This window comes from Actinomadura rudentiformis (assembly GCF_008923185.1).
Classification (GTDB): Bacteria; Actinomycetota; Actinomycetes; order Streptosporangiales; family Streptosporangiaceae; genus Spirillospora; species Spirillospora rudentiformis.
The window spans coordinates 337,871-359,889 of sequence record NZ_WBMT01000010.1 but is presented as its reverse complement, the minus strand read 5'-3'; the positions used below and the strand labels follow the sequence as shown (position 1 = coordinate 359,889).

The following is a 22,019-nucleotide window of genomic DNA, read 5'->3' as shown; positions in this document are numbered from 1 at the left end:
ACCAACGTGACCGGCACGACCCGCGGATGGAAGGCCGCGTTGAACGCACTTTCGCTGCACTACGGCGACCGCATCACCCTGAACTAACAGCGATCACCACGCCACCCACAGATTTTCAGACAGTCCCGACGACTGCACCTGGGAGAACGAAGACACGTGGCGGGGGGTGTCTCTATGTTCTTGGTCGAGTGGAGTGGTTAGGTCAGGTCTTTGTCTGGGAGTGGGTATGCGTCGTTGGTGGCGTAGTAGATGACCGCCTCGCATGCTTGTTGCGGGGATGGAACGGCCCCGTCGTGGTGGGCGCTCCAGGTCTCCAGGACATCGCGGATCAGGGCGGTTTCCAGCTGGTAGGTCCGGCCTTGTGCGTCGGGTCGGGCTCTGTTGGTGTTGAGGGTGGCGACTGCGTCGCTTTGGGTCGACCATGGTTCGCTGGCATAGACGGTGAGGTCGTCGTCGGCCTTGGTCAGCTGGTCGATCAGTTCTGTGAGTGTCATGGTTCCCTGCCGTTAGCTCGTTGCCGGCAGCAAGGTCTCACGCGGTTGTGCGGGGCAGTGTTCGTAGAAGGTGCCATCGCGGAGCATGGCGAACAAGACGCTGATGCGGTGCCGGGCGAGGCGGAGCAGGGCCTGTGTGTGGTCTTCCCATGGGCTCTGCAGCGGTTGCAGTAGCTGCGGGAGGCCGGGTCGTGCAGGGCGGCGAACGCTGAGAGGAACATGGCGCGTTTGAGCTGTCGGTTCTCTGTTGGGGTGCGTGTTCGCCGGTGATCGAAGTGCCTGAGGACTTGGTCGCTGGGGCGGGGCCGGCGTAGGAGGCGAGGTGGCCGGGGGTGGGAAAGCTGGTGCCGTCGCCGACGGTGACCAGCACGACGGCGGGGGTCCTGGCTCCGGCTCCCGGCATCGAAGTCAGGACCTGGGGAAGGGGGTGGGTGTCCAACAGGGTGTTGATCTGCCCTTCCAGCGCGTGTCGCTGCTGGTGAACAGCGGCCAGGGAACGGGCGAGCGAGGGGATCACCAGGTCTGGGGTGCCGGTCCCGGGAACGATCACGGTCTGCTCGTCGAGTGCGAGGAAGGCCTCGTCGATCAGCCGCTCGGCCATTCGTGGAGCCGTGGGAGCGACCAGCTCGATGAGGCGGCGTCGTCCGGCTTTGCGGAGGGCGGCTGGGGAGCCATGGCGTTCCAGCAGCCAGGTGACGGCTGGATGGTCGAGGCGTGGGCCCAGGACACGCTCCAGACTGGGGTGGAACCGGGTAAGCAGGCTGCGGATCCGGTTGCTGGTGGCCTCGGCGGCCAGGTCCTGGTCGGAACCGACCAGGACGGTCAAATCCGCAGTGATCTCATCGGTCAGCTCGAGCGTTGGCAACGTGTGCGGCATCGAACGAGCTGCACCTGCGATCACCGCGGCGTCCTTGGCATCGGTCTTCGCCTCGCCAGGGTAGAGATCGGCGATCCGTCGCATCGCCAGGCCCGGCAGGTAAGCGACCCTGCAACCGGCATCCCGGGCCACCGTCAGCGGCAGCGCGCCGATCGAGGCCGGCTGATCCACCACGACCAGCACGGTGCCGAACTTTCCGGTCAGCTTGTCCAACAGTGCCCGTCGCTTCGGCTCGCTGTTGGGCAGCTGCTTGTCGAGGACCTTCTTGCCGGACGGCGTCAGCCCGTGCCCGTGATGGAAGCTCTTGCCGACGTCCAGCCCAAGGAAGACACCCACGTCTTCGGTGCTGACCACTCCACCATCCCTGGAAGGAAGTTCCAGATACCGGCCTCGGCGTTGGTGCCGTACTCGCGCATCCACGTTATGCAGACCTGCCGCTTGCAAGCAGCCGAGCGTTGCGCCCGACCAGACGGTGGTCGGACCTTGCATCAGCGTCTCCGACGACACCTCTCGGGCCCGGTGACACCACCCCCCAGGTCATCGGATCGACAGGGGGAACAGGGGGGACAAGTCATGCCGGGGCCAGAGGTCAGCGGCCCTCTTGCAGGACCACGAAGAACATAACGGGGGGCGGGCGTGGTTGATCATGGCTGTCGGTCTGGGGACCTTGGAGACTTCACGCCGCCGGGGGCGGTTGGAGGTCCCTCTCCACATCGTGGTGAGAGCGGGAATCGTCGCTGCCCGTTTCTGGTCGTGGGGGCAACCTCGGGCGTTTCCGCCGGTGCTGCCGGCTCCTCTACGAGCAGTGCGCGGAGTCACCAGTGAATGTGCTCGATCGGCCCCGCCGTCGAGCATCTGGGGCCGAAGTACCCGCTGGCCCTGCGTATCGCCAAGGACCTTCCATCGCCTGGTGGGTGACGGTCAGCGTTCCTTGGAGTTCGCAGGGGATGTGCTGGAAAGGTGCAGGCGCACACTGGCTCTGCTCATCCTGATTCGCTCTCCGCCATCTGCCTTTCCAGCGCCTGGTGCGTCGAATCCGCGGCCGTCGTCGCTGTGGAAGACCTGGAAGAACACACGAAGCTCTACGGTGACGCACACCCCTACACGCATGGCTGCAGGGGCAACCTTGCCGTCCTGCGGCGTCTTGCTGGAGAGCCGAATGAGGCAAGGGCATTCAACGAGGTGGCACTCTGCCGTGGCCGCCGACCTGGGGGTCTGTGGCGATCACGAGTCAGCGGCGGGTCTGGGGATGCCACCTGCTGGCGGCTCCGGGCAGTGCTCGGCGAACGCCATCCCCATGGCCCTCGCGGGCGCGGCGAATCTCGCAGCCTCAGTGGCGAGGGCGCTTCGCGAAGGGACGTTCGTTGTGTTCGGCTGGACGCTGGGCGCCGGTCATGCCGGCGCCCAGCGGGCCTGCGGAGGTCGTCCGACCGTCCGCCGTTTTAGCGGCGGCGCTTCTTTTCGTAGGTGTCGATGGCGCGGCCGAGCTTGGCGAACTTCTCGGTGTAGGAGAACGGGTAGATGCCGGGCGGGGTGGAGGGGCGGTTGGCGTCGACGTACTGGGTGCCGAGGTTGGAGAAGACCACGACGATGTAGGTGCGGCCGCCCTTGCCCGGGAGGGCGCGGACGATTCCGGCGTCGCTCGCGGTGTTGTTGACCCAGCCGGTCTTGTGGGAGAAGCGGACCTCGGCCTTCTTGTTGCACGGGCGTACGTCACGGCCGAACTTGGAGGCGTTGACGGTGACGGTGCCGTCCTTGCCGATCCACCGGGACGGGGTCACCTGCGGGATGCCCGGTGCGGGGTATGTGCCGCCGCACCAGTTGGTGGTCGACAACATGTCGTTGTAGCCCTGCTGGCCCAGCTTCGACATGAAGAGCTTGCGGGACGCGGGGGACAGGACCTTGCTCGTGACCGGCTTGCCGTTGGGGGCCGTCCAGACCTTGCCGGGGGCGCCGTTGACGAGCGCCAGGAGCTTGGCGGTGTCCAGGGAGCTCATCGTGATGGAGTTGGACCACCGGCCGCCGTTGGCGGGGTTGGTGCCCTTGAGCTGGAGGGTCTGCAGCCCGAAGTCCTGGAACGTCTGGTTGAGGGGGTCGATGCCGCCGCGTTCGTGCAGGAGCTTGACGAGTGCGCAGGACGCGCCGTTGGACGACCAGGTGAGCGACTCGTCGATGTACTGCCGGACGGTCTTGGCGGTGGCGCCGCCGCAGAGCGGGCTGACGGGGTCGGGCTTGTAGTCGAACGTCTCGTCCAGCTTGACCTTGCCCTGGTCCGCCAGGCGCAGGACGCCGAAGTTGACCATCAGCTTCAGGACGGACGCCGGGTAGTTGAGCATGTGGTCGACGGTGGCCTTCTCGCGGCCGGGGACGACGTCGATCGTGCCCTGGCCCTTGTTGGCGTACCAGCCCTTGTCGTCCCACTGCCGCCAGCGAACGTCCTTGGCGGTGAAGTTCCGGTCGACCGGGATCGCCACGCCGTTCTTGTAGGCGGGGCTCATCAGCACGGTGCCGGAGGAGACCGGGCGGCCGCGCCGGTCGAGCTCGAGGACGGTCGCGTCGACCTGGGGCTGCTGGACGATCGGCTTGGCGGCCGGGGCGGCGGCGAGCAGGCGGGCGCGGTCCGTCGTGGTCTGCGCCTCCTTGTCGACCGGGTTGCCGAGCGAACGGGCCTGGGCGCTGCCGGGCGGCGCGGTGTCCAGGACCTCCTGGAGCCGCAGCTTGTCGAGCGTCGCCCGGAGGTTCTTGGCTACCGGGCTGACCTTGCCCTTAGGGAGCTTGGGCGCGGCCTGCACCGCGCTGACCTTGCCGGCCGGCGTCTCGGCGCTGCAGGCGAGCAGCGAGCCGGACAGGACAAGCCCGGCGGATGCGTACATCCATGTACGACGCAAAGAAAACACCCCTCCTGGATAGGAAAGTTGATCTTAGGGGCGGCCTGCCGATCGTGCATGATGAACGCCACATCCCGGAGTTATTGGACTATGTGTAGAATTGCGGCGATCCTGGGAGGCGTGCTTTATGACCGAGACCACCAGCCCTGACCACGAGGTGGTCATCGTGGGCGCCGGATTCGCGGGGATCGGCGCGGGCATCGCCCTGAAGCGCGCCGGCGTGCACGACTTCGTGCTGCTGGAACGCGCCGGGGACATCGGCGGAACGTGGCGCGACAACACCTATCCGGGGCTGTCGGTCGACATCCCCTCGCCGACCTACTCGTTCGCGTTCGAGCCGAGACCGACCTGGTCACGGCTGTACGCCAAGGGCCCAGAGATCAAGGACTACGCCGACCACTGCGTCCGCAAGTACGGCATCATGCCGCACGTCCGCCTCAACACCACCGTCGTGGCCGCGCAGTTCGACGAAACCAATGACATGTGGCGTGTGGAGCTGGCGGACGGGGGTACCGTCACCGGGCGCTACCTGCTGTCCTGCCAGGGAGCGTTGACCACTCCGAGCTTCCCCGAGATCGACGGCCTGGACGACTTCACCGGTCACACCGTGCACACCGCCCGCTGGGACCACGACCACGACCTGACCGGCGAGCGCGTGGCGGTCATCGGCACCGGCGCGACGGCCCTCCAGATCATCCCTGAGATCGCGGGCCGGGTGGCCCGCCTGGACGTCTACCAGCGGACACCGATCTGGGTGTACCCCAAGTTCGACCCGCGCCTGCCGCGTCCCGTCCAGGAGCTCTTCCGCCGGGTGCCCGCGACGCAGAGGGCGACGCGCTTCGTCACCACCACCGCCGTCGAGGTCATCGTCGCCGGCGTCGTCCACCACCGCCGCGTCGAGCCGCTTGTCAAGGCGATCGAACGCAGATGCCTGCGCCACCTCAAGAGCCAGGTGAAGGACCCCGCGCTCCGAGCGGACCTCACGCCCAAGTACGGCTTCGGGTGCAAGCGTCCCTCGTTCTCCAACGACTACTGGCGCACGTTCAACCGCGGCAACGTCGACCTGGTGACCACCGGCATCGACCGTGTCACCACCCAGGGAATCCGCACCGTGGACGGGACGGAGCGCGAGATCGACACGCTCATCCTCGCGACGGGCTTCAAGGTGTTCGACATCTCGTTCCCCATCGTCGGCCGGGAGGGCGTCGAGCTGACCGCGTTCTGGAAGCAGAACCGGCGGCAGTCGTACGAGGGAGCCGCCGTGCCGGGCTTTCCCAATCTCTTCCTCGTTCCCGGGCCGTACGGCAACATCGGCCTGTCCTGGTTCCAGATGATCGACGCGCAGATCAGCCACGCCCTGCGCGTCATCGGCGAGGCCCGCCGCCGCGGCGTGACCCGCGCGGAAGTCCGCCAGGAGGCCCACGACCGCTACATGAGCTGGGTCGCACAGCGGATGCCCGGCACCGTCTTCCACAACGGCAACTGCGCGACCGCCAACAGCTACTACTTCGACGAGCACGGCGACGCGCCCTGGCAGCGCCCGTCGTCGGTGGCGGCCGCTCGCCGCCGCAGCCGGTCGTTCCCTCTCGCCGACTACGACTACACGACCCGGGTCAGCGCCGGCTGACGATCCGCGCCGCGCCCGCCGCGACGGTGGCGGTGAGCACCCAGCCCGCGGCGACCAGCGTGTAGGAGAGCCACTGGTGCGCGCCCGCGGGGTTGAACGCGCGTTCCTGCCCGAGATCGACGATCGGGATCAGCAGATCGAGTGTGTAGATCACCGGGTTGAAATGCGGTGCCTCATCCCGCTTGAGCGGCGCCGGCGGAGAGAACCCGTAGACGAGGCCGCCCACGGTCAGCAGCACGCCCAACCACAACAGCGCACGCCACGGCCGGTACCCGTATCCAGTGGTGATGTCCTGGAGCCGGCTCCACACCCGGATCATCCGGGTCTCGGTGGCCTGCCGATGACGCTCCTTGGCGTACAACACCTTGCGCGCGTCCGCGTTCTGCCCGGTGGCAGCGTAGTAGTTGGCGAGCTGCTCGTACGGCTGCGACTCGTACCCCTCCGGACTCCGCGTCAGCCATCGCAACCGCTCTCCTGCAGGCAGCCGGGGCTCCAGCGCGTCGTACCGCGTACCGGTCAGGACCAACTCGGTGGGCCATGAGACAGGGTCGTCGTGCAGCACGCCGATCTGGGCGTGATTCAGGAAGACCGTGCCTCGAACGGGCTGGGCGGGGATGAGCTTGAACTCGCCCGCTTGAAGGGCATGGCCGTAGATCAGTGTGCTGGCGGCCCCCGAAAGCCGCACGTCCTCGAGTTCCAAGACGCCCCCGATCCGTGAGCGGGAGAGCCTCAGCGTGCCCTCCAGGGTGAGATCGCGGCAGAAGACATCGGCCCCGACCTCCGTCCTGTTCAGGCGCACGGCGTTACCTTCGGGATTGCGGACTTCGGCGCCACTCAGCCAGATGCGGTTCTCGACCCGGCAGGCACGGATCATGACCTCGCCCGAAGCACGGATGTTCCTGAGTTCGAGGTAGGCCATGGTCGCGTTGTCGATCGCCAGGACCGGCTCGTCCGGGCCATCGCCCGCCAGCACCGCGCCACGCATGTCGACACCACCGCTGACCTGCGTCCCGCGCATGCTGACCTGCCCCGCTTCGACCTGGAGGTCGTGCGCGATCAGGTGTCCGATCGACGCCCGGTCCAGGTTGAGGGCCGTGCCCTCACCCGGCTGGCTCAGGCGCGCTCCGTCCAGGGTCAGGTTGGCCGTGAAGGTGGCGCCGACCAGGCGGAGCGTTCCCTCCGCCTCGAATCCGCGCCAGCACCAGACCCCACCCTCGACAGTGATGCCGCCCAGGCTCATCGCGATCCCACCGGGGTTGCTCATCTGCGCACCGCCCAGGTGCAGGCTGCCGCCGATGTGCGCGTTGTGGGCGCGGAATTCGCCTTGCACCTTGAGGTTCCGGGCGTCCAGCCGCCCCTCCACGGTGAGCTTGTCGGCGAGCACCGGGCCGAGGCGCATCTCGTTCATCAGCAGTGGTCCGCCGACGCGTGCGCCGTCCAGCCACAACCCCTGCTCGATCTCCGAGCCCTCCAGGTTGAGCAGTCCGTCCAGGTGAAGCCGCGAGCAGACGAGCCGGGGAAGGCGGCAACGCTCGATCCGCAGCGTGCGCAGGTTGGCGTCAACGAACTCGACCTTGTCGTCGAACTCGCAGTCCGTGCAGTGCAAACCGGCCTCGGCCACGGCGCCCTTCAACCGGAGCCGCCCAGTGACGCGCGCGCCGCGCAACCAGATCCCGGAGGCGTATCCGGGTCGCGGTGGCACAGCGCCGAGAAGCAGCGCGGCGAGCACCTCGCCACGCACCTCGGCTCCATCCAGCTGGACGCGTTCGCCAACCGGGAAAGCCCGCCACACCAAACGCTCAGCTTCGTTCAAACCATTCTCGTCCACCAGAAAAAGGGACGCCTGGCCTTCCGTCGTGGTTCCGTCCTCACGTGGAATCAATCAGCGCCGACCAGTTGATGGACACGCTCATGGCGCCGCCTGAGGGTGGACGCCATGGCCCGTTCAAGATCCAAGGCGCACACGTCACAGGCACCTTCAACCTGGAGGCCTGCACGCTGGACAGCCCCTTGGTGTTGGAAGACTGCGTCTTTGAGGAGCCGCCCAATTTCGATGAGGTCACCGCACCCGCGCTTCGCCTTCCCGGGTGCCGAATGCCTGGACTATCCGCACAGCAACTACGGACCACCGGAAACCTGGAGCTCAACAAGGGTTTCGTGGCCGAAGGTGTCGTAGACCTGCTGGGTGCCGATATCGGCGGAAAGCTCTCCCTGAGGGGCGCGCGCCTGTCCAATCCTGGCGGGGTGGCCCTGAACGGGGACCGGCTCATCGTGGAGCAGGGGATGTTCTGCTGGGAGGGCTTCGTCGCCGAAGGCGAAATGCGGCTGCTCGGCGCTCGCATCGCCGGGCAGTTGTCGCTCAGCGGCGCACGGCTGTCCAATCCTGGTGGTAACGCGCTGATGGGGAACTGGCTGTCGGTAGGGCAGTACGTGCTCTGCAAGGACGGGTTCAGCGCGGAAGGCAGAGTCAGTCTCGCAGGCGGTGAGGCGGGGCATCTGGATATGTCGGGCGCCGTATTCAGCAATCCGGCTGGGCAGGCGCTGAACGCGCACGGACTCACGGTCAAGCAGGACCTCGTTTGCAGCGTGGAGGCCGAGGGTGAGGTGGTGCTCGCCGGAGCCAAGATCGGAGGGCATCTCATTCTCGACGGCGCGCGGCTCACCAATCCGGGCGGCTTGGTGCTCAAAGCGGACGCGCTCACCGTCGAACGATCGGTCTTCTGCCGGGACGGCTTCGTCGCGGAGGGCGAGATGCGTCTGGTCGGCGCTCAGGTGGGCGGTGTGTGCGACATGACCGCTGCTCAGCTCCTCAACGCCGGCGGCCGCGCGCTGTACGCCATACGGCTCAAGGTCGGCGGTGACCTGATGTGCCGGAACGGCTTCGTCGCGCAGGGAGAGATCAGCTTGCACGGTGCGCATGTCGGCGGGCAGATCGAGTTTGACGGGGCACGGCTGTCAGATTCCGGCGGCCAGGCGCTCGGCGGCCTTGGCATGGTGGTGGACCAGAACCTGTTCTTCAGGGACGGGTTCGCGGCCGAGGGCCGGCTGTCCCTGACCGGCACGCGGGTGGGTGGCCGCTTGTCGTTCATCGGCGCGGAGCTGTCCGATCCCGACGGCATGGCACTGGATCTGGAGGCGGTGCGCGCCCGCGCCCTGGTGCTGAGGCTCGGGTGCGCGCCCCGTGGAGGTATCGCTCTCACCAACGTTCAGGTTGAGAGCTTTCGCGACGATGTGGAGAGCTGGCCACCCTCGCAAGTCACCCTGAGAGGCTTCACGTTCGGCACTCTGGAACACGACGAGATCGACGTACGGATGCGGCTGAGACGACTGGCTGAGCAGCCCGAGGGGTATGTGCCGCAGCCGTACGACCAGCTTGCGGCGGCGTACCGGCGCGATGGGCGGGAAGAGGCCGCCAGGCGAGTGGCGATCGCCAAGCAGTGGCATCGGCGTAAGGTACTGGGGCCGTTCGGCAGGCTGGGCAATTGGCTGCTCTACCTGACCGTGGGCTACGGCTACCGGACGTGGCTCGCCGCCGTCTGGCTGGCAGGGCTGCTGGCGGCGGGGACTCTGGTCTTCTCCCGGGCGGACATGGAACAGGCTGATCCCAAGGGGCCCGCCTTTCACGCGTTCGCCTACACACTCGATGTGCTGCTCCCGATCGTGGACCTGGGCCAGCAGAAGGCGTGGCATCCCGGGGGAGCGGCTCTGTACTGGTCCTGGGGGCTCATCACTGCCGGCTGGATCCTCACGACGGCCGTTGTGGCCGGGCTGACCGGAATCATCAAGCGGGACTGACGGATGTTGGAGCTGGTCAGCGGGAAAACCGGTTGCTCTCGGCGGGGGCCGCGCGCTTACCGTGGACGCATGGGTGATCTAGAGATCCGTGAGATCCCGGAGTCCGATCTGGAACGGATGCTGGACCTTGCCAACATGGTGTTCCATTCCCGCACCGAGGACGACCAGCGGGAACGCAGCCTGTGGATGCCGCGGCGGTCCGAGCGGATCGGCGCTTACGAGGGGGACACGCTTGTCGGGCAGCTGGGGGCGCTGCCGATGAAGCTCGCCGTGCCCGGGGCGGTGCCGGACTGCTCGGCGATCACGTGGGTGGGGGTGCTGCCGACGCACCGGCGCCGGGGTGTGCTCACGGCCATGATGGAACGGATGCACGCCGACGCGGTCGAGGCGGGGCGTCCGGTGGCGGCGCTGTGGGCGTCGCAGGCGGGGATCTACGGGCGGTACGGGTTCGGCCTGGCCAATCGCTCCCTGCACTTGGAAGTCGACAGTTCCCGGCCGCTGGCGCTGCGCATCGAGGCCGATCCGCGTCCGCTGCGGCTGATCGGGCGAGACCAGGCGGCCGAGGTGCTCGGGCCGATCCACGCCCGGGCGATCGCGCGACGGCCCGGCGGGCTTGTCCGGGACGCCGAATGGTGGGAGCGGGCGATCCTGATCCCGGCGGAGGAGCGCCAGGACGATTACGGCGAGCTGCGGATCGTGGTGCTGGAGGGCGGCGGCTACGCGATCTACCGGACGCGAGGGGAGAACGAGGAGACCGGCGCGCCCGGGATCGTCCGGCTTGAGGAGCTGGAGGCCGACACTCCAGCGGTGGAGGCCGCGCTGTGGAGGTTCCTCGCGTCGATCGACCTGACCGGCCGGATCCAGGCGTTCAGCAGGCCGGTCGATGACCTGCTCCCGCTGCTGACCGTCGACCCGGACCAGGTCGTGGTCAAGGGGGACTGGGGCGCGCTGTGGCTGCGGCTGATCGACGTCCCGGCGGCGCTCCGGATGCGGAGCTGGGCGGTCGAGGAGAGCCTGGTCATCGAGGTCAAGGACGCCAGGCTGCCCGCGAACGAGGGGCGCTGGCGGCTGACGGGCGAGACCACCGGGGATGAGCCCGACCTCACGTTCGGCGTGTCGGAGCTTGGATCCGTTTACCTCGGCGGAACCCAGGTACAGAGGCTCGTTCGGGCCGGGCTGGTCACCGAGCACACGCCGGGGGCGGCCAGACGTTTCGATGCCGCCCTGGACGTCCCACTTGCCCCGCACACGAACGATGACTTCTAGGAGCGGTTGACCTTCACGGTGCTGGAGGAGGCCGTCCAGCAGGCGGAACGCGCCGTTCATCACGTCGCCGGTGAGGACGCCGGAACGACGCTCACCGCGATGCTCTGGACGGGCTCGCGGCTGGCACTGGTCCACATCGGCGATTCACGCGCCTACCTGCTGCGGGAGGGTGAGCTGTTCCGGATCACCCACGACCACACGATCGTCCAGTCGATGCTCGACGAGGGGCGCATCACCCCGGAGGAGGCGACGGCGCATCCGCAGCGGTCGATACTGCTGCGGGCGCTGTCCGGTGGTTCTGCGCAGACGGCCTGGGAGCTGATCGACCTGGCCAACCGTTCCGGCGGGCCGGACAACGTGAGCTGTGTTATCGCGGACGTGGTCGCCGAGTAGGGAGCCGTTAACCCTGGTCGCGCACTCTTGAAGATCGGCAGATGGGTACATGTCCCTCTGAGGCTTCTGCGGAGGGAGTGGCGATGGCGGATCGGCGAGGGCGTATGCTGCGCCCGCTCTTGCGGTCTTCCTCCCGGTCCGCCAAGGTGCCGGCCGAGGCGCCTCCGGAGCGTTCCATGGATCCCCGGCCGGGCGACGACGAGCCGGACGGAGAGGGCGTGGTCGACGCCGCCGTCTATGTGAGCGGCGTCCGGGCCGAATCGCCCGCCACCCTCGCCGACACCTACCGGTGCCTGCGGCGGACCGAGGGCGGCATGGCCTGGATCGGGCTCTACCGCCCGTCCGAGCCGCAGCTGTTGTCCCTCGCCGAGGAGTTCGAACTGCACGAGCTGGCCGTCGAGGACGCGATCGTGGCGCATCAGCGGCCGAAGCTGGAACGGTATGGCGACACGCTTTTCGTGGTGTTGCGTGCGGCTCGTTACCTGGACGACGTGGAGGAGGTCGACTTTGGTGAGCTCCACATCTTCGTCGGCAGGGACTTCGTTCTGACCGTACGTCACAGTGAGTCCCCGGACCTGGCCGTGGTGCGCAGGCGGCTGGAGGATACGCCCGAGCTCCTCTCCAGCGGTCCGGAAGCGGTGCTCTACGCGATCCTCGACGCCGTTGTGGACGAGTACGCGCCGGTGGTGGCCGGGCTCCAGAACGACATCGACGAGATCGAGACCGAGGTGTTCCGGGGCGATCCGCTGGTGTCGCGGCGCATCTACGAGCTCTCCCGCGAGGTGATCGAGTTCCAGCGGGCCACCCGGCCGCTGTCGCCCATCCTCGGCGCGCTGTCGGCGGGCTTCGAGAAGTACCAGGTGGACGACGAGCTCCGCCGCTATCTGCGGGACGTCGCCGACCACGCCACCACGGTGATGGAACGCGTCGACGGTTTCCGGCAGAACCTCCAGGACATTCTGACGCTGAACGCCACTCTGGTCGGGCAGGCGCAGAACGAGGAGATGAAGAACCTCGCCGAGGCCAGCAACGCCCAGAACGAGGAGGTCAAGAAGATCTCCGCCTGGGCCGCCATCCTGTTCGCGCCCACCCTGATCGGGACCATCTACGGGATGAACTTCGACCACATGCCCGAGACGCACTGGACGTTCGGTTACCCGGTCGCCCTGTTCCTGATGGCCGCCACCTGCGGCGTCCTCTACTTCATCTTCAAGCGCCGCGACTGGCTCTGATCGCCAGCGCGTACACCCGCGTGATCTGCGTCGCGCTGCCGTTGTCGTCCGAGATCAGATAGAGCACCCGGCCGTCGAGCGCCATGCCCTCGATGTTGTCGAGCAACGGGTTGGGCTGTGGCTGCTTGGCCGTCGCGCCGGATGGAGGGCACGTGGCGATGTCGACGACCAGTTCCTTCCTGAGCACGACCCCAGGCGCGGGAGAGGGGACGTTCGTCACGTCGCGGGCGCCCTTGGCCGACGTCCGGTAGATCCGGACGGTGTTGCCGACCCCGGGTGTGAAGCCGCGCTCCATGGCGAGCAGTCCGCCGTGCCGCAGCGCGATGAGCTCGACGAGGCTGAGAGTGGGATCGGTCTGGTAGGCGTACTGCGCGGCCGGTGTATAACGGCCGCCCGCGCGGCCCTCGTAACGGATGATGCGTTGGAACGCCTCCGTGCTCAGCGGCCCCTCCATGCCTGCATAGAGCGTGCGGCCGTCCGGTGTGGCCGCCAGCGACTCGAAGGTCTGGTTGCGGGTGGCCTGGCCCGCCGGGGCGACGCGGAAACGTTCGGGCACCGGCAGCTCGGCCGTCTGGCGCCCGTCGGAACGGCGGAACCGGCGGATCGACGGCTCGGTCTCGGAGCTCGCGAGGATCGTCTGTCCACCGCGTTCCACCACCAGGCCCTCGCCGTCGAAGTCGGCGCCGGTGTAGGGCGTCCCGTCCGGCCGGGTCAGCGTCGTGACCTTGCGCGCCGCCGGCTTGGGAACGCCCCGGTCCAGCCGCAGCGACAGGTCGTAGAACCGTGCGGGCGTGGTGCCGATGTTGTCCACCAGCGCGACGGCCCGCTTGTCACCTGAGAGGGCGAGCGCGGAGAGCCCGGCGACGGCCGTCCCGTTCAGCTCCGTCTTGTCCAGCGCGTCGGAGAAACCGAGCAGCGACGCGGCGGGCGAGCACGTGGCGGCCGGCTTGGCGGTGGCGCAGGCCGGGCTCGCGAGGGCGGCGAGCGTCGCCAGGGCCGCCACGGGGGTCAACAGCTTGGAGGACCTCATGGCGCGAGCGTACGCCTGCCCGGCACACCAAGATCGAACACCAGGTGAACGAACGTCACGGGCCGGAGAAGACCGGTGCGGCCTCCAGCACCCGGCGTGCCAGCTCGCGGTCGCCCTCGATCTCGGCGGGCAGCGAGTCGGGTGCCCCGCGGCCGCCGAGGAGGAAGCAGAACGCGACGACGTCGGTGACGATGCAGGCTTGAGCGTCGTGGGCTTCAGCGTCGCCCTGGCCGCACTCGCGGACGCCTTCGGGGGCCCCGACGTCGAGTGGGACGAGCCAGGTGCCGCCGCCGGGGCCGGTCAACGTCACCCGCACGGTCGAGCCCGAGCCGTCGGTGCCGGTGGCGAGCAGCGTCCAGGGCACCAGCCGGGTGCAGAAATCGGCCATCGGATGCAGCTGGTCGGCGACCGGAGGCGGCAGCCGCAGCGCCGACGTGCGCGCGGCGTCGTCGGCGTGCACCCACGTCTCCAGGCTGCGGGCAAGGATGGCGTCGCGCACAGGGATGGCCAGCCCGTCCGGGGCCGCCGGGGTGGCCGGATCGACGTCGGCGAGGTGCGCGCACAGCGCGTCGGCCTGCGCCCGCCAGGTCTCACGGGTCTCCTCGGGCGACCGGCCCTCCTCGGCGGCTTGGACCTCGGCGGTACGGCCGAGCGGGTCCCGCGTCCCGATCGGCGGGCCCAGCACGGGCGCGCCCACGTCGGCCGCGACGAGCCCGTCCTTGGCGGTCAGGTGCGCGACGAGCTGTTGGAGCGTCCAGCCCTCGACGACCTGCCGGGCCCAGTCGTCGGTCGAGGCCGACGCGAGCACCGCGTCCATGGCCGCGACCCTGCCCGCGTAGGGCGCCGCCCAGGGGACGGTCACCGCCGCGGGGCGGCGCCGGGCCCGTGCCGTGGTCAGCAGGAGACCCGGGGACGGACGATCGTCGCGTTCCACGCCCTCCTCCAGGGCGTCCAGGTAGAGCCGTTCCACCGGATTCATCGCACGCCTTCCTCGGCCAGCATCCCCGCCAGCTGCCGCAGCGCCTGCCGGATCCTTGATTTGACCGTACCCTCTGGAAGGCCGAGTCGTTCCGCGACCTGTCTGTACGTCCGGCCGCCCCAGTACGCCATCTCGAGCGCCTCACGCTGCTCGGCGGGCAGGCTCTGCACGGCGTGGCGGACCCGCGCGGAGGCCTCGGCGTCCAGGACGGAGTCCTCCATCGGCGCGGGCTCGCGTTCGAAGAGCCGAGGGCCGAGGTGCGAGGGCTTCTTGCGCTCCTCGGCGCGCACATGGTCGACCGCCCTGCGGTGCGCGATCGTCGCGAGCCAGGCGCGCAGGGTGCCGCGCTCCGGATCGAACGCCAGCGGCCTCTCCCAGAAGGTCAGGAACACCTCCTGCGTGATGTCCTCGGCGATCGTCCGGTCCCGGGTGACACGGACGCACAGTCCGAAGACGAGCGGCGAGAACCGGTCGTAGAGCTCGGCCAAGGCGGACTCGTCACCGCTGACCACCCGCTGGTGCAACAGCGCGTCATCGCCCTGAAGCCCCATCCGGCACCACACTCCCGTCGATCCCTGCGACGCCTCTCGCTGAGGACGTCGCAGGACCGAGCATGTCACCATCTGTGCCGGATGAGGAGAGCCCCCCGCCCGCCTTACCGCGCGGGGTGGCGAAGCCCGTGGCCATAGGGGTGATGGCCCGCGATGGTGACCGGCAGCGTGCCGCCCGGCTGGGCGCCGAAGACGACCTCGGCCGCCGCCTGGTGCATGGTGAGGTTCATGCGCTGCGCGCGGGCGGTGGTGGCGTAGGCGGCGACGTAGGCCTTCACGTCCGGATACTCGGCGTAGTCGTACGGCAAACCGGAGGAGAACGTGGCCACCCGCACCCGCTCGGCCCCGCGCTCGATCGTCGCGGCCTGATCAGGCCGCCGCCGCGGCCCGCAGTTCCTTCAGGCAGCCGATCACCTGGTCGCGATCGCCGTTCGGGAGGGACGGCCCGTACGGGTCGTGCGCGGACCTTTCGGGGATCAGTCCCTCCCAGACCGCGGCCCACATCATCCGCTGGACATGGCCCTCGATCGGCGCGTAGAAGGTCGCCGCCGCGAACCGGTCGAGCCGGTCGGACGCGCGCACGAACGCGGCGTGGTCACGCTCGTTCCAGGTCTGGACGACCCGGGCCGACAGCTCCACCTGGGCCGCCGCGATGCCGACCAGCGCCGTGTCGGCACCCCACATGAACGACGGCCCGAACATCCGGTCCTCACCGGTGATGGACAGCTTGCCGGTGCCCCGGCCCGCCCAGAGCGCGTCCTGGCAGCCGATGGCGCTGTCGAGCGTGGCGGTCTTGACCCCGAGCATCGCCGGCAGCGCGAGCAGGTCACGGATGAGCTCGGCCGAGTAGGGATAGCCGCCCGCCTCGCCGTGCAGGTAGAAGCCGACGAGCGGCAGCCCGCTCTCGGCCGTGACCCGCTGGTGCAGGCGGACCGCCTGGGCGTGCCCGTCGGCCCGGTCGCCGAGCGCCGCCAGCGGATACACCATCACGGCGTCGGCACCCAGCTCGGCCGCCCGTACCGCCATCGCCACCGTCGCGTCGGCGGCCGCCGCCAGGGTCGGGGCGGTGGCCGAACGCGGAACGCCGACCCCGGCCACGATGGGCGCGGAGGTGGCCTGCCGCCAGGTCGCCAGCACGCGGCCCCGGTCGTCCTCGGAGAGATGGAGCCCGCGTCCCGTGTGGGCCCATACGGCGATGCCGCCGATGGGTCCCGCGGCGATCCGTTCGGCGTACACCGCGAGCGCGTCGTGGTCCACGACGCCGCGTTCGTCCATCGGGGTCACCACGGCGGGCAGCAGCGTGCCCCGCAAGCGGTCGACGAGGTCGTGCATCGGGGAAGCCTCCACTCCGGGGTCACAACAACCCGCCACCTTCAGGATCTTAATGTTGAGCAGGTCGGCGGGGGTCCCCCGATATCTGGAGTCCCTCCATTGAATGACTGCTACCGGCGCAATCCGACTCCGGCAAGGAGCTGCCCTCGCGTCGGCGCCGGCGATGGCGTCCCGCCCTGGGGCTGCCACTCCGCCGTGAACACCAGGCCCGGTTCGAGCAGCTCGAAGTCCCCGAAGAACTCCGCGATCTCGTCGCGTCCGCGAAGAGCCAGCGGGGTGACGCAGGCTGTGGCGTAGAGCTCGGCTGCCCTGGCGGCCTCCGCCGCCGTCCCGGCGGTGGCGTGGGAGATCACCAGCGCGCTCCCGGGCGCGAGCTCGGCGCGGAGTCCGGCGAGGATCCCGGCCGGGTCGTCGGCATCGGCCACGAAGTGCAGGACCGCGGTGAGCAGCACGGCGACGGGTTCGGCCCAGTCCAGACTGCCGCTGGCGTCGACGTCGCCGAGGAGCTCGTCCCGCTTGCGGAGGTCGGACTGCACGATGGCGACGTTGCCGTCGTCGGTGAGCAGAGCCCGCGCGTGAGCCAGCACGATCGGGTCATGGTCGACGTACACCACGCGTGCGCCGGGTCGGCGGCGGGCGGCGATCTGGTGCACGTTCTCCCGGGTGGGCAGCCCGCAGCCGAGATCGAGGAACTGGCGGATGCCGCGCTCGGCGAGGACATCCACCGCGCGCGTGAGGAACGCACGGTTCTCGCGTGCGGCGACGGCCATCTGCGGCTGGATCTCCAGCAGGCGGCGGGTGAGGTCGCGGTCGGCGGCGTAATTGTCCTTGCCGCCGAGCAGGTAGTCGTACATCCGGGCGGGACTCGCCAGATCGGTGCCGCCGCTCGCCGGTGTCCACCCGGGGCCCGCCGCCGTCACCATGGGCGGGCCCGGCGGTGCGGGCGGGATCATCGTTCCGCCGACCGGGAAGTCGTCGTCATGCTCACCCTCCTCGGGCGCTCCGGGCGGGGTGCGGGGAACCGGGGCGGGGTGCGGGACGTGGGATCTCCCGGAATCGGGAAAAGAGGGACATCGACGTTAGACCTCAAAGGTCAGCGGAAGGTGAGCAGGTCCGGCCGTGTCCTGCGTGCGGCGGGCCCGGGGGATCGTGATGCCGCAGGCTGTGGCAACAGAGTCCCTTACTGGCATTGACTCGTGACCACATCCGGTCATGATTGTCTCGGGTGAAGTTCACTAGCTTGGCCTTCTTGGCGGCGTGGAAAGGCTGCGAGCAGGTCAGTGGAGTTTCGAATTCTTGGGCGGCTGGAGATCCGCTCCGACGATGGTGAACCCATCACGGTCTCCCAGCCGCTGATCCGTTCGGCGATCAGCGTGCTGGTCCTCAAGAGCGGCCAGGCGCTCTCGTCGGACCAGCTGCAGGCGCTGCTCTGGGAGCCGGGCGCGGACGGCGACCGGGCGGATCGCACCGGCGCCATCAAGACCTGCGTGGCGGGCGTGCGCCGCGTGCTGTCCCCCGACCGCGTCCCGCCAGGCCACGGCGGCTACCGGCTGCGGCTGGGCGACCGCGACACGGTGGATCTTGTAACGTTCCGGGATCTCCTCGTCCAGGCACGGGAGGCCCGCGGCCGCGGTGACGCCCCGCTGGCCGCCGAGCTCTACGAGCGGGCCCTCGCCCTCTGGCGCGACCCGCCGCTGGACGACCTGCCGGAGACCTCGGCCGTGGCCGGCATCGCCGCCGGGCTGCTGGACGAACGCCGCGTCGCCCGGGAGGAGCTGGTGGAGATCCGGCTCGCGCTCGGCCGGCACCGGGCGCTCGTCCCGGAGCTGCGGGCCTGGGTCCTCGACGACCCGCTCAACGAGTACCTGTGGGCGCAGCTGCTGCTCGCGCTGTACCGGTCAGGCCGCAAGACCGAGGCGCTCCAGGCGTACGACGAGGCGCACGAGATGCTGGAGCAGGCCGCGGGCAGCGAACCCGGCCCCGAGCTCCAGCGCATGTGGCACCGGATCAAGGTCGACGACCCGGATCTGAACCCGCACCCGCCGCCGCATCCCGCGCCGGGGCAGGACGGGCACTCCGCCCAGGCGGCGCGCCCGCCCCGGCAGCCGCTGGCCCGCCAGCTCCCGCCCGACGTCCGGGACTTCACCGGCCGCGAGACACAGCGCGGCAGGCTGCGCCAGCTGCTGGCGTCCGCCGCGATGGCCACCGCGCCGCCCGTCGTGCAGATCAGCGGGCCGCCGGGCGTGGGCAAGACCTCGCTGGCCCTGCACGTCGCCCACCTGGTCACCCCGTCGTTCCCGGACGGCCAGCTGTACGTCCAGCTCGCCGGAGCGTCGCAGACCCCGCGTGACCCGGCGGCGGTCCTCAACGAGGTGCTGCGCGCGATCGGGGTCGCCCCCGCCGACATTCCTGGGACCCTCCCTGAACGGGCCGCGCTCTACCGTTCGCGCCTGGCCGGGAAGCGGGTCCTGGTGGTCGCCGACGACGCCGCGGCGCCCGGGCAGATCCAGCCGCTGCTCCCCGGCACGCCCGGCTGCGCGATCCTCATCACCAGCCGCAACCGGTCGCTGGGCCTCGACGGCGCGCACCTGCTCGCGCTCGAACGGCTGAGCCGCCCGGAGGGCCTGCGCATGCTCGGCCGGATCATCGGGCCGCACCGGGTGGCCGCCGAGGAGGCCGCGGCCGCCCGCGTCGTCGAGGCGTGCGACGGGTTCCCGCTGGCGGTGCGCATCGTGGGCGCCCGGCTGGCGGGCCGTCCCACCTGGCCTCTCGCGCACATGGCCGGCCTGCTCACCGAGCCCGAGCGCAGGCTGGACCATCTGGTGGCGGGCAACACGGCCGTACGGGCGCTGATCGAGGCCAGCTACCAGTCCCTGGACGAACGGGCCCGGCGGGCGTTCCGCATGCTCGCCCTCGCCGGGCCGCACGATTTCGCGCCCTGGGTCGTGGGGGTCCTGCTCGACGACCCGTCCGCAGAGGAGGTCGTCGACACCCTCGTGGACAAGAGCCTGCTGTCGGCCACCGGCGTTGACCAGGTGCACCAGCCGCGGTACCGCCTCCACGACCTGCTGCGCGACTACGCCGCCGAGCAGCTCGCCGGCGACGCTGAGGCCGAGCCCGCACTGGAGCGGCTGACCATCGGCTGGCTGGAGCTCGTCGACCACGCCGACTCCCTCGTGCCGCGCGACCCGTACTTCCCGCCGCCGTCGCGTTTCACCCCGCGCATGGCCGTCAGCGACGAACTCGTCAAGCGCCTCATCGAGCCCGACCCGGCCGCGTGGTTCACCAGCGAGCTGGCCAACCTGCGCACGGCGGTGACGGCCGCCTGCGCCGCCGGCCGCTTCCGGCTGGCCACCGGGCTCGTCCTGCGCATGGCGTCCCACCTGCACCTGCACCACCTGCACGAGGAAGCCGAACATCTCTGGCGGATCGTCGCGGCGGCGGCCGAGCGCGAGAGTGACGCCCCGGCCGCCGCGCGGGCGCGGTTCCGGGCGGCCAAGGTGATCGCCGCCGACCGGGGCAGGCCCGCCGAGGCCCTGCCGCTGATCGACGACTGCGCCGCCGTCTTCGCCGAGACCGACAGCCGGCAGGATCTGGCTCGCGCCCTGGAGCTGCGCGCGTTCAGCGTCCAGTGCCTCGGCCGCCCGTACGACGCCCGCGACGACGCCGAGCACGCGCTCCAGCTGGCGCGCAAGGTCGGTGATCCGCACACCGAGTTCGCCGCGCTGCGGGTGCTCGGGCTCGTCTGCAGCCAGACAGGTGACCCCGAACGCGCCATCGCGGCATGCGAGGAGTCGCTCGCCATCGCCCGTGGCCTCGGCCACGCCACCTACCAGAGCAGTGCCCTGCACAGCCTGATCCGCGTGCACCTCGCCGCCGGCGACTTCAGCAGGCTGCCGTCATTCTGCGAGGAAGGCCTGCGGCTCAGCGAGAGCATCGGGCACAAGCTGGGCGAGGCCTACTTCCACGAGCTGTGGGGCCGGGCGCACCAGGAGCTGGGACGGCACGAGCAGGCCGTCGCCCACCTGGAGACCGCCGCCGAGCTCTTCGCCGACCTCGGCCGTGCCGACGACGAGAGGCGTGCCCGCGCGTCGCTCGGCGAGCTCAGTCCCGGACTCCGGTGAGCGCGCCCGCGTGCCGGTCGGTCTCGGCGTCGATCACCTCGATGGGCACCTTGGCCGTCTCCGGCGTGCGCAGGATCGGGATGATCGCGATCGCCGCGGCGCCCATCAGGTAGTAGGCGGGCCAGTTCTTGTCCCCGGTCTTGTTGATCATCGCTTCCACCACCACGCCGGCGGTGCCGCCGAACAGCGCGGTCGACACGTTGTAGCCGATGGCGAACGAGCCATAGCGCACCCGCGTCGGGAACATCGCCGGGAACGTCGAGCCGATGACCGCGAGGATGAGGGCCAGCAGGAACGCGACCGCGCCGAAGCCGATGATGAGGGCGACCAGGCTCCCGCTCTGCATCAGCCGGATGGCGGGGTAGCTGAGCAGCAGGAAGCCGATGGCGGCGGTCATCAGCAGCGGTCTTCGCCCGACGCGGTCCGACAACATGCCGAGCGGCACGAGCACGCACAGCTGTGCGAGCTCCACCCCGATGATGATCATCGTGGAGGTGTTGGCGCCGATGTCCAGATGCGTGGTGAAGTACGACGGCATCGTGGTCAGCAGCATGTAGTCCGCGACGTTCAGCAGGATGACGATGCCGATGAGGTTGAGGATCATCGGCCAGTGACCGGCCAGCGTCTCCTTGATGGGCGCCTTCTCCGGCTTCTGGCCTGTCTCCTCCAGCCTGCGGAACGCCGGCGGGTCGTCGAGCTTGGAGCGCAGGTAGAGCCCGACGACGCCCAGCGGCAGCGCGAGGATGAACGGGATGCGCCAGGCCCAGTCGTGCATCGCCTCCGTTCCGGCCAGCAGACTCACGGCCAGCACCACGCCGTTGCCCATCACGTAGCCGGTCAGCGTTCCCACTTCGAGGAAGCTGCCGTAGAAGCCCCGTTTCCTCGTCGGCGCGTACTCGGCGATGAACGTGGCGGCGCCGCCGTACTCCCCGCCGGTGGAGAAACCCTGAACCAGCCGGAGGAGCAGCAACAGGATGGGCGCGGCCACGCCGATGGCGGCATAGGTGGGCAGCACGCCGACGAGGAACGTGCAGGACGACATCAGCAGGATGGTCAGCGCGAGCACCGGCCGCCGGCCGATCTTGTCGCCCAGCGGGCCGAAGAAGGCCCCGCCGAAGGGCCGCACGATGAATCCGATCGCCACCAGCGCCAGCGATTTGAGCACCGCGTTGGAGTCGCCGGGAAAGAAGACCGTGCCGATGATGCCGGTGATGGCTCCGGAGGTGAAGACGCCGTAGTCGAACCACTCCACGGCATTTCCCATGGTGGACGCCATTACCGCGCGGCGCACCGCGTCGCGTTCGGCTTTCGGCTCACCAGGGCCTGCTGGGAAATGGGCTTTCGCGGCGCTGCTCATCGGCACGCACCTCCTCGCTGCGCTACTGAAACCGGCACGCTGCATGAACGCAGTCGCCAGTGGCCCCTTCCCGG

15 protein-coding genes and 2 pseudogenes are annotated in these 22,019 nt (G+C 69.6%); 6 read left to right on the top strand and 11 right to left on the bottom strand.

From position 1 onward, the window contains the following. Positions 1–197: 197 nt before the first annotated feature. The 3 genes and pseudogenes from F8566_RS22925 to F8566_RS22915 form a co-directional block, all read right to left on the bottom strand. Positions 198–494: a hypothetical protein gene (locus F8566_RS22925; RefSeq protein ID WP_151563064.1), complete on the bottom strand. Its 297-nt coding sequence runs from the start codon at positions 492–494 to the stop codon at positions 198–200. 12 nt (positions 495–506) lie between these two features. After that, a pseudogene (locus F8566_RS22920) lies at positions 507–1,725 on the bottom strand (IS110 family transposase). A 1,088-nt stretch (positions 1,726–2,813) separates the two neighbouring features. Further along, entirely contained in the window at positions 2,814–4,244 is a 1,431-nt protein-coding gene (locus tag F8566_RS22915; RefSeq protein WP_151563062.1) for a serine hydrolase, read from the bottom strand. A 142-nt stretch (positions 4,245–4,386) separates the two neighbouring features. Here F8566_RS22915 and F8566_RS22910 point away from each other — a divergent pair, with 142 nt between their 5' ends. Then, entirely contained in the window at positions 4,387–5,886 is a 1,500-nt protein-coding gene (locus F8566_RS22910) for a flavin-containing monooxygenase (RefSeq protein WP_151563060.1), read from the top strand. Here the strand turns inward: F8566_RS22910 and F8566_RS22905 are convergent. Beyond that, the gene (locus F8566_RS22905) at positions 5,873–7,627 is read right to left on the bottom strand and encodes a hypothetical protein (RefSeq protein ID WP_151563058.1); all 1,755 of its coding nucleotides are present in this window, start codon (positions 7,625–7,627) and stop codon (positions 5,873–5,875) included. The genes F8566_RS22910 and F8566_RS22905 overlap by 14 nt on opposite strands. On the opposite strand from F8566_RS22905, the gene F8566_RS22900 reads away from it, so the two are divergent. From F8566_RS22900 to F8566_RS22885, 4 genes and pseudogenes are all read left to right on the top strand, one after another. Further along, positions 7,582–9,681, top strand: coding sequence for a hypothetical protein (locus F8566_RS22900; protein ID WP_151563056.1), 2,100 nt, complete (start codon positions 7,582–7,584; stop codon positions 9,679–9,681). The genes F8566_RS22905 and F8566_RS22900 overlap by 46 nt on opposite strands. Positions 9,682–9,750: 69 nt before the next feature. Continuing rightward, on the top strand, positions 9,751–10,947 hold the full coding sequence (locus F8566_RS22895) for a GNAT family N-acetyltransferase (RefSeq protein ID WP_151563054.1): 1,197 nt from the start codon (positions 9,751–9,753) through the stop codon (positions 10,945–10,947). A gap of 21 nt (positions 10,948–10,968) precedes the next feature. Continuing rightward, positions 10,969–11,331, top strand: a pseudogene (locus tag F8566_RS22890) (PP2C family protein-serine/threonine phosphatase); the annotation flags it as partial. Between the two features lie 185 nt (positions 11,332–11,516). After that, positions 11,517–12,572 (top strand): magnesium and cobalt transport protein CorA, encoded by a 1,056-nt coding sequence (locus F8566_RS22885; RefSeq protein ID WP_225993424.1) that lies wholly within the window; start codon positions 11,517–11,519, stop codon positions 12,570–12,572. On the opposite strand, the gene F8566_RS22880 is transcribed toward F8566_RS22885, so the two are convergent. The 6 genes from F8566_RS22880 to F8566_RS22855 form a co-directional block, all read right to left on the bottom strand. Beyond that, entirely contained in the window at positions 12,550–13,602 is a 1,053-nt protein-coding gene (locus F8566_RS22880) for an esterase-like activity of phytase family protein (protein ID WP_151563048.1), read from the bottom strand. The genes F8566_RS22885 and F8566_RS22880 overlap by 23 nt on opposite strands. A gap of 55 nt (positions 13,603–13,657) precedes the next feature. Then, the gene (locus F8566_RS22875) at positions 13,658–14,581 is read right to left on the bottom strand and encodes a maleylpyruvate isomerase family mycothiol-dependent enzyme (protein ID WP_151563046.1); all 924 of its coding nucleotides are present in this window, start codon (positions 14,579–14,581) and stop codon (positions 13,658–13,660) included. Further along, positions 14,578–15,132 (bottom strand): RNA polymerase sigma factor, encoded by a 555-nt coding sequence (locus tag F8566_RS22870; protein ID WP_151563044.1) that lies wholly within the window; start codon positions 15,130–15,132, stop codon positions 14,578–14,580. The genes F8566_RS22875 and F8566_RS22870 overlap by 4 nt, the downstream gene beginning before the upstream one ends. A gap of 104 nt (positions 15,133–15,236) precedes the next feature. Beyond that, positions 15,237–15,467: a hypothetical protein gene (locus F8566_RS22865; RefSeq protein ID WP_192809814.1), complete on the bottom strand. Its 231-nt coding sequence runs from the start codon at positions 15,465–15,467 to the stop codon at positions 15,237–15,239. A 34-nt stretch (positions 15,468–15,501) separates the two neighbouring features. After that, on the bottom strand, positions 15,502–16,464 hold the full coding sequence (locus F8566_RS22860) for a dihydrodipicolinate synthase family protein (protein WP_151563040.1): 963 nt from the start codon (positions 16,462–16,464) through the stop codon (positions 15,502–15,504). Between the two features lie 110 nt (positions 16,465–16,574). Then, positions 16,575–17,417, bottom strand: a complete 843-nt coding sequence (locus F8566_RS22855; RefSeq protein WP_225993423.1) for an SAM-dependent methyltransferase — start codon at positions 17,415–17,417, stop codon at positions 16,575–16,577. Positions 17,418–17,744: 327 nt separating this feature from the next. On the opposite strand from F8566_RS22855, the gene F8566_RS22850 reads away from it, so the two are divergent. Continuing rightward, positions 17,745–20,588, top strand: a complete 2,844-nt coding sequence (locus F8566_RS22850; RefSeq protein ID WP_151563038.1) for an AfsR/SARP family transcriptional regulator — start codon at positions 17,745–17,747, stop codon at positions 20,586–20,588. Here the strand turns inward: F8566_RS22850 and F8566_RS22845 are convergent. Further along, the gene (locus F8566_RS22845; protein ID WP_225993422.1) at positions 20,569–21,945 is read right to left on the bottom strand and encodes an MFS transporter; all 1,377 of its coding nucleotides are present in this window, start codon (positions 21,943–21,945) and stop codon (positions 20,569–20,571) included. The genes F8566_RS22850 and F8566_RS22845 overlap by 20 nt on opposite strands. Positions 21,946–22,019 lie beyond the last annotated feature (74 nt).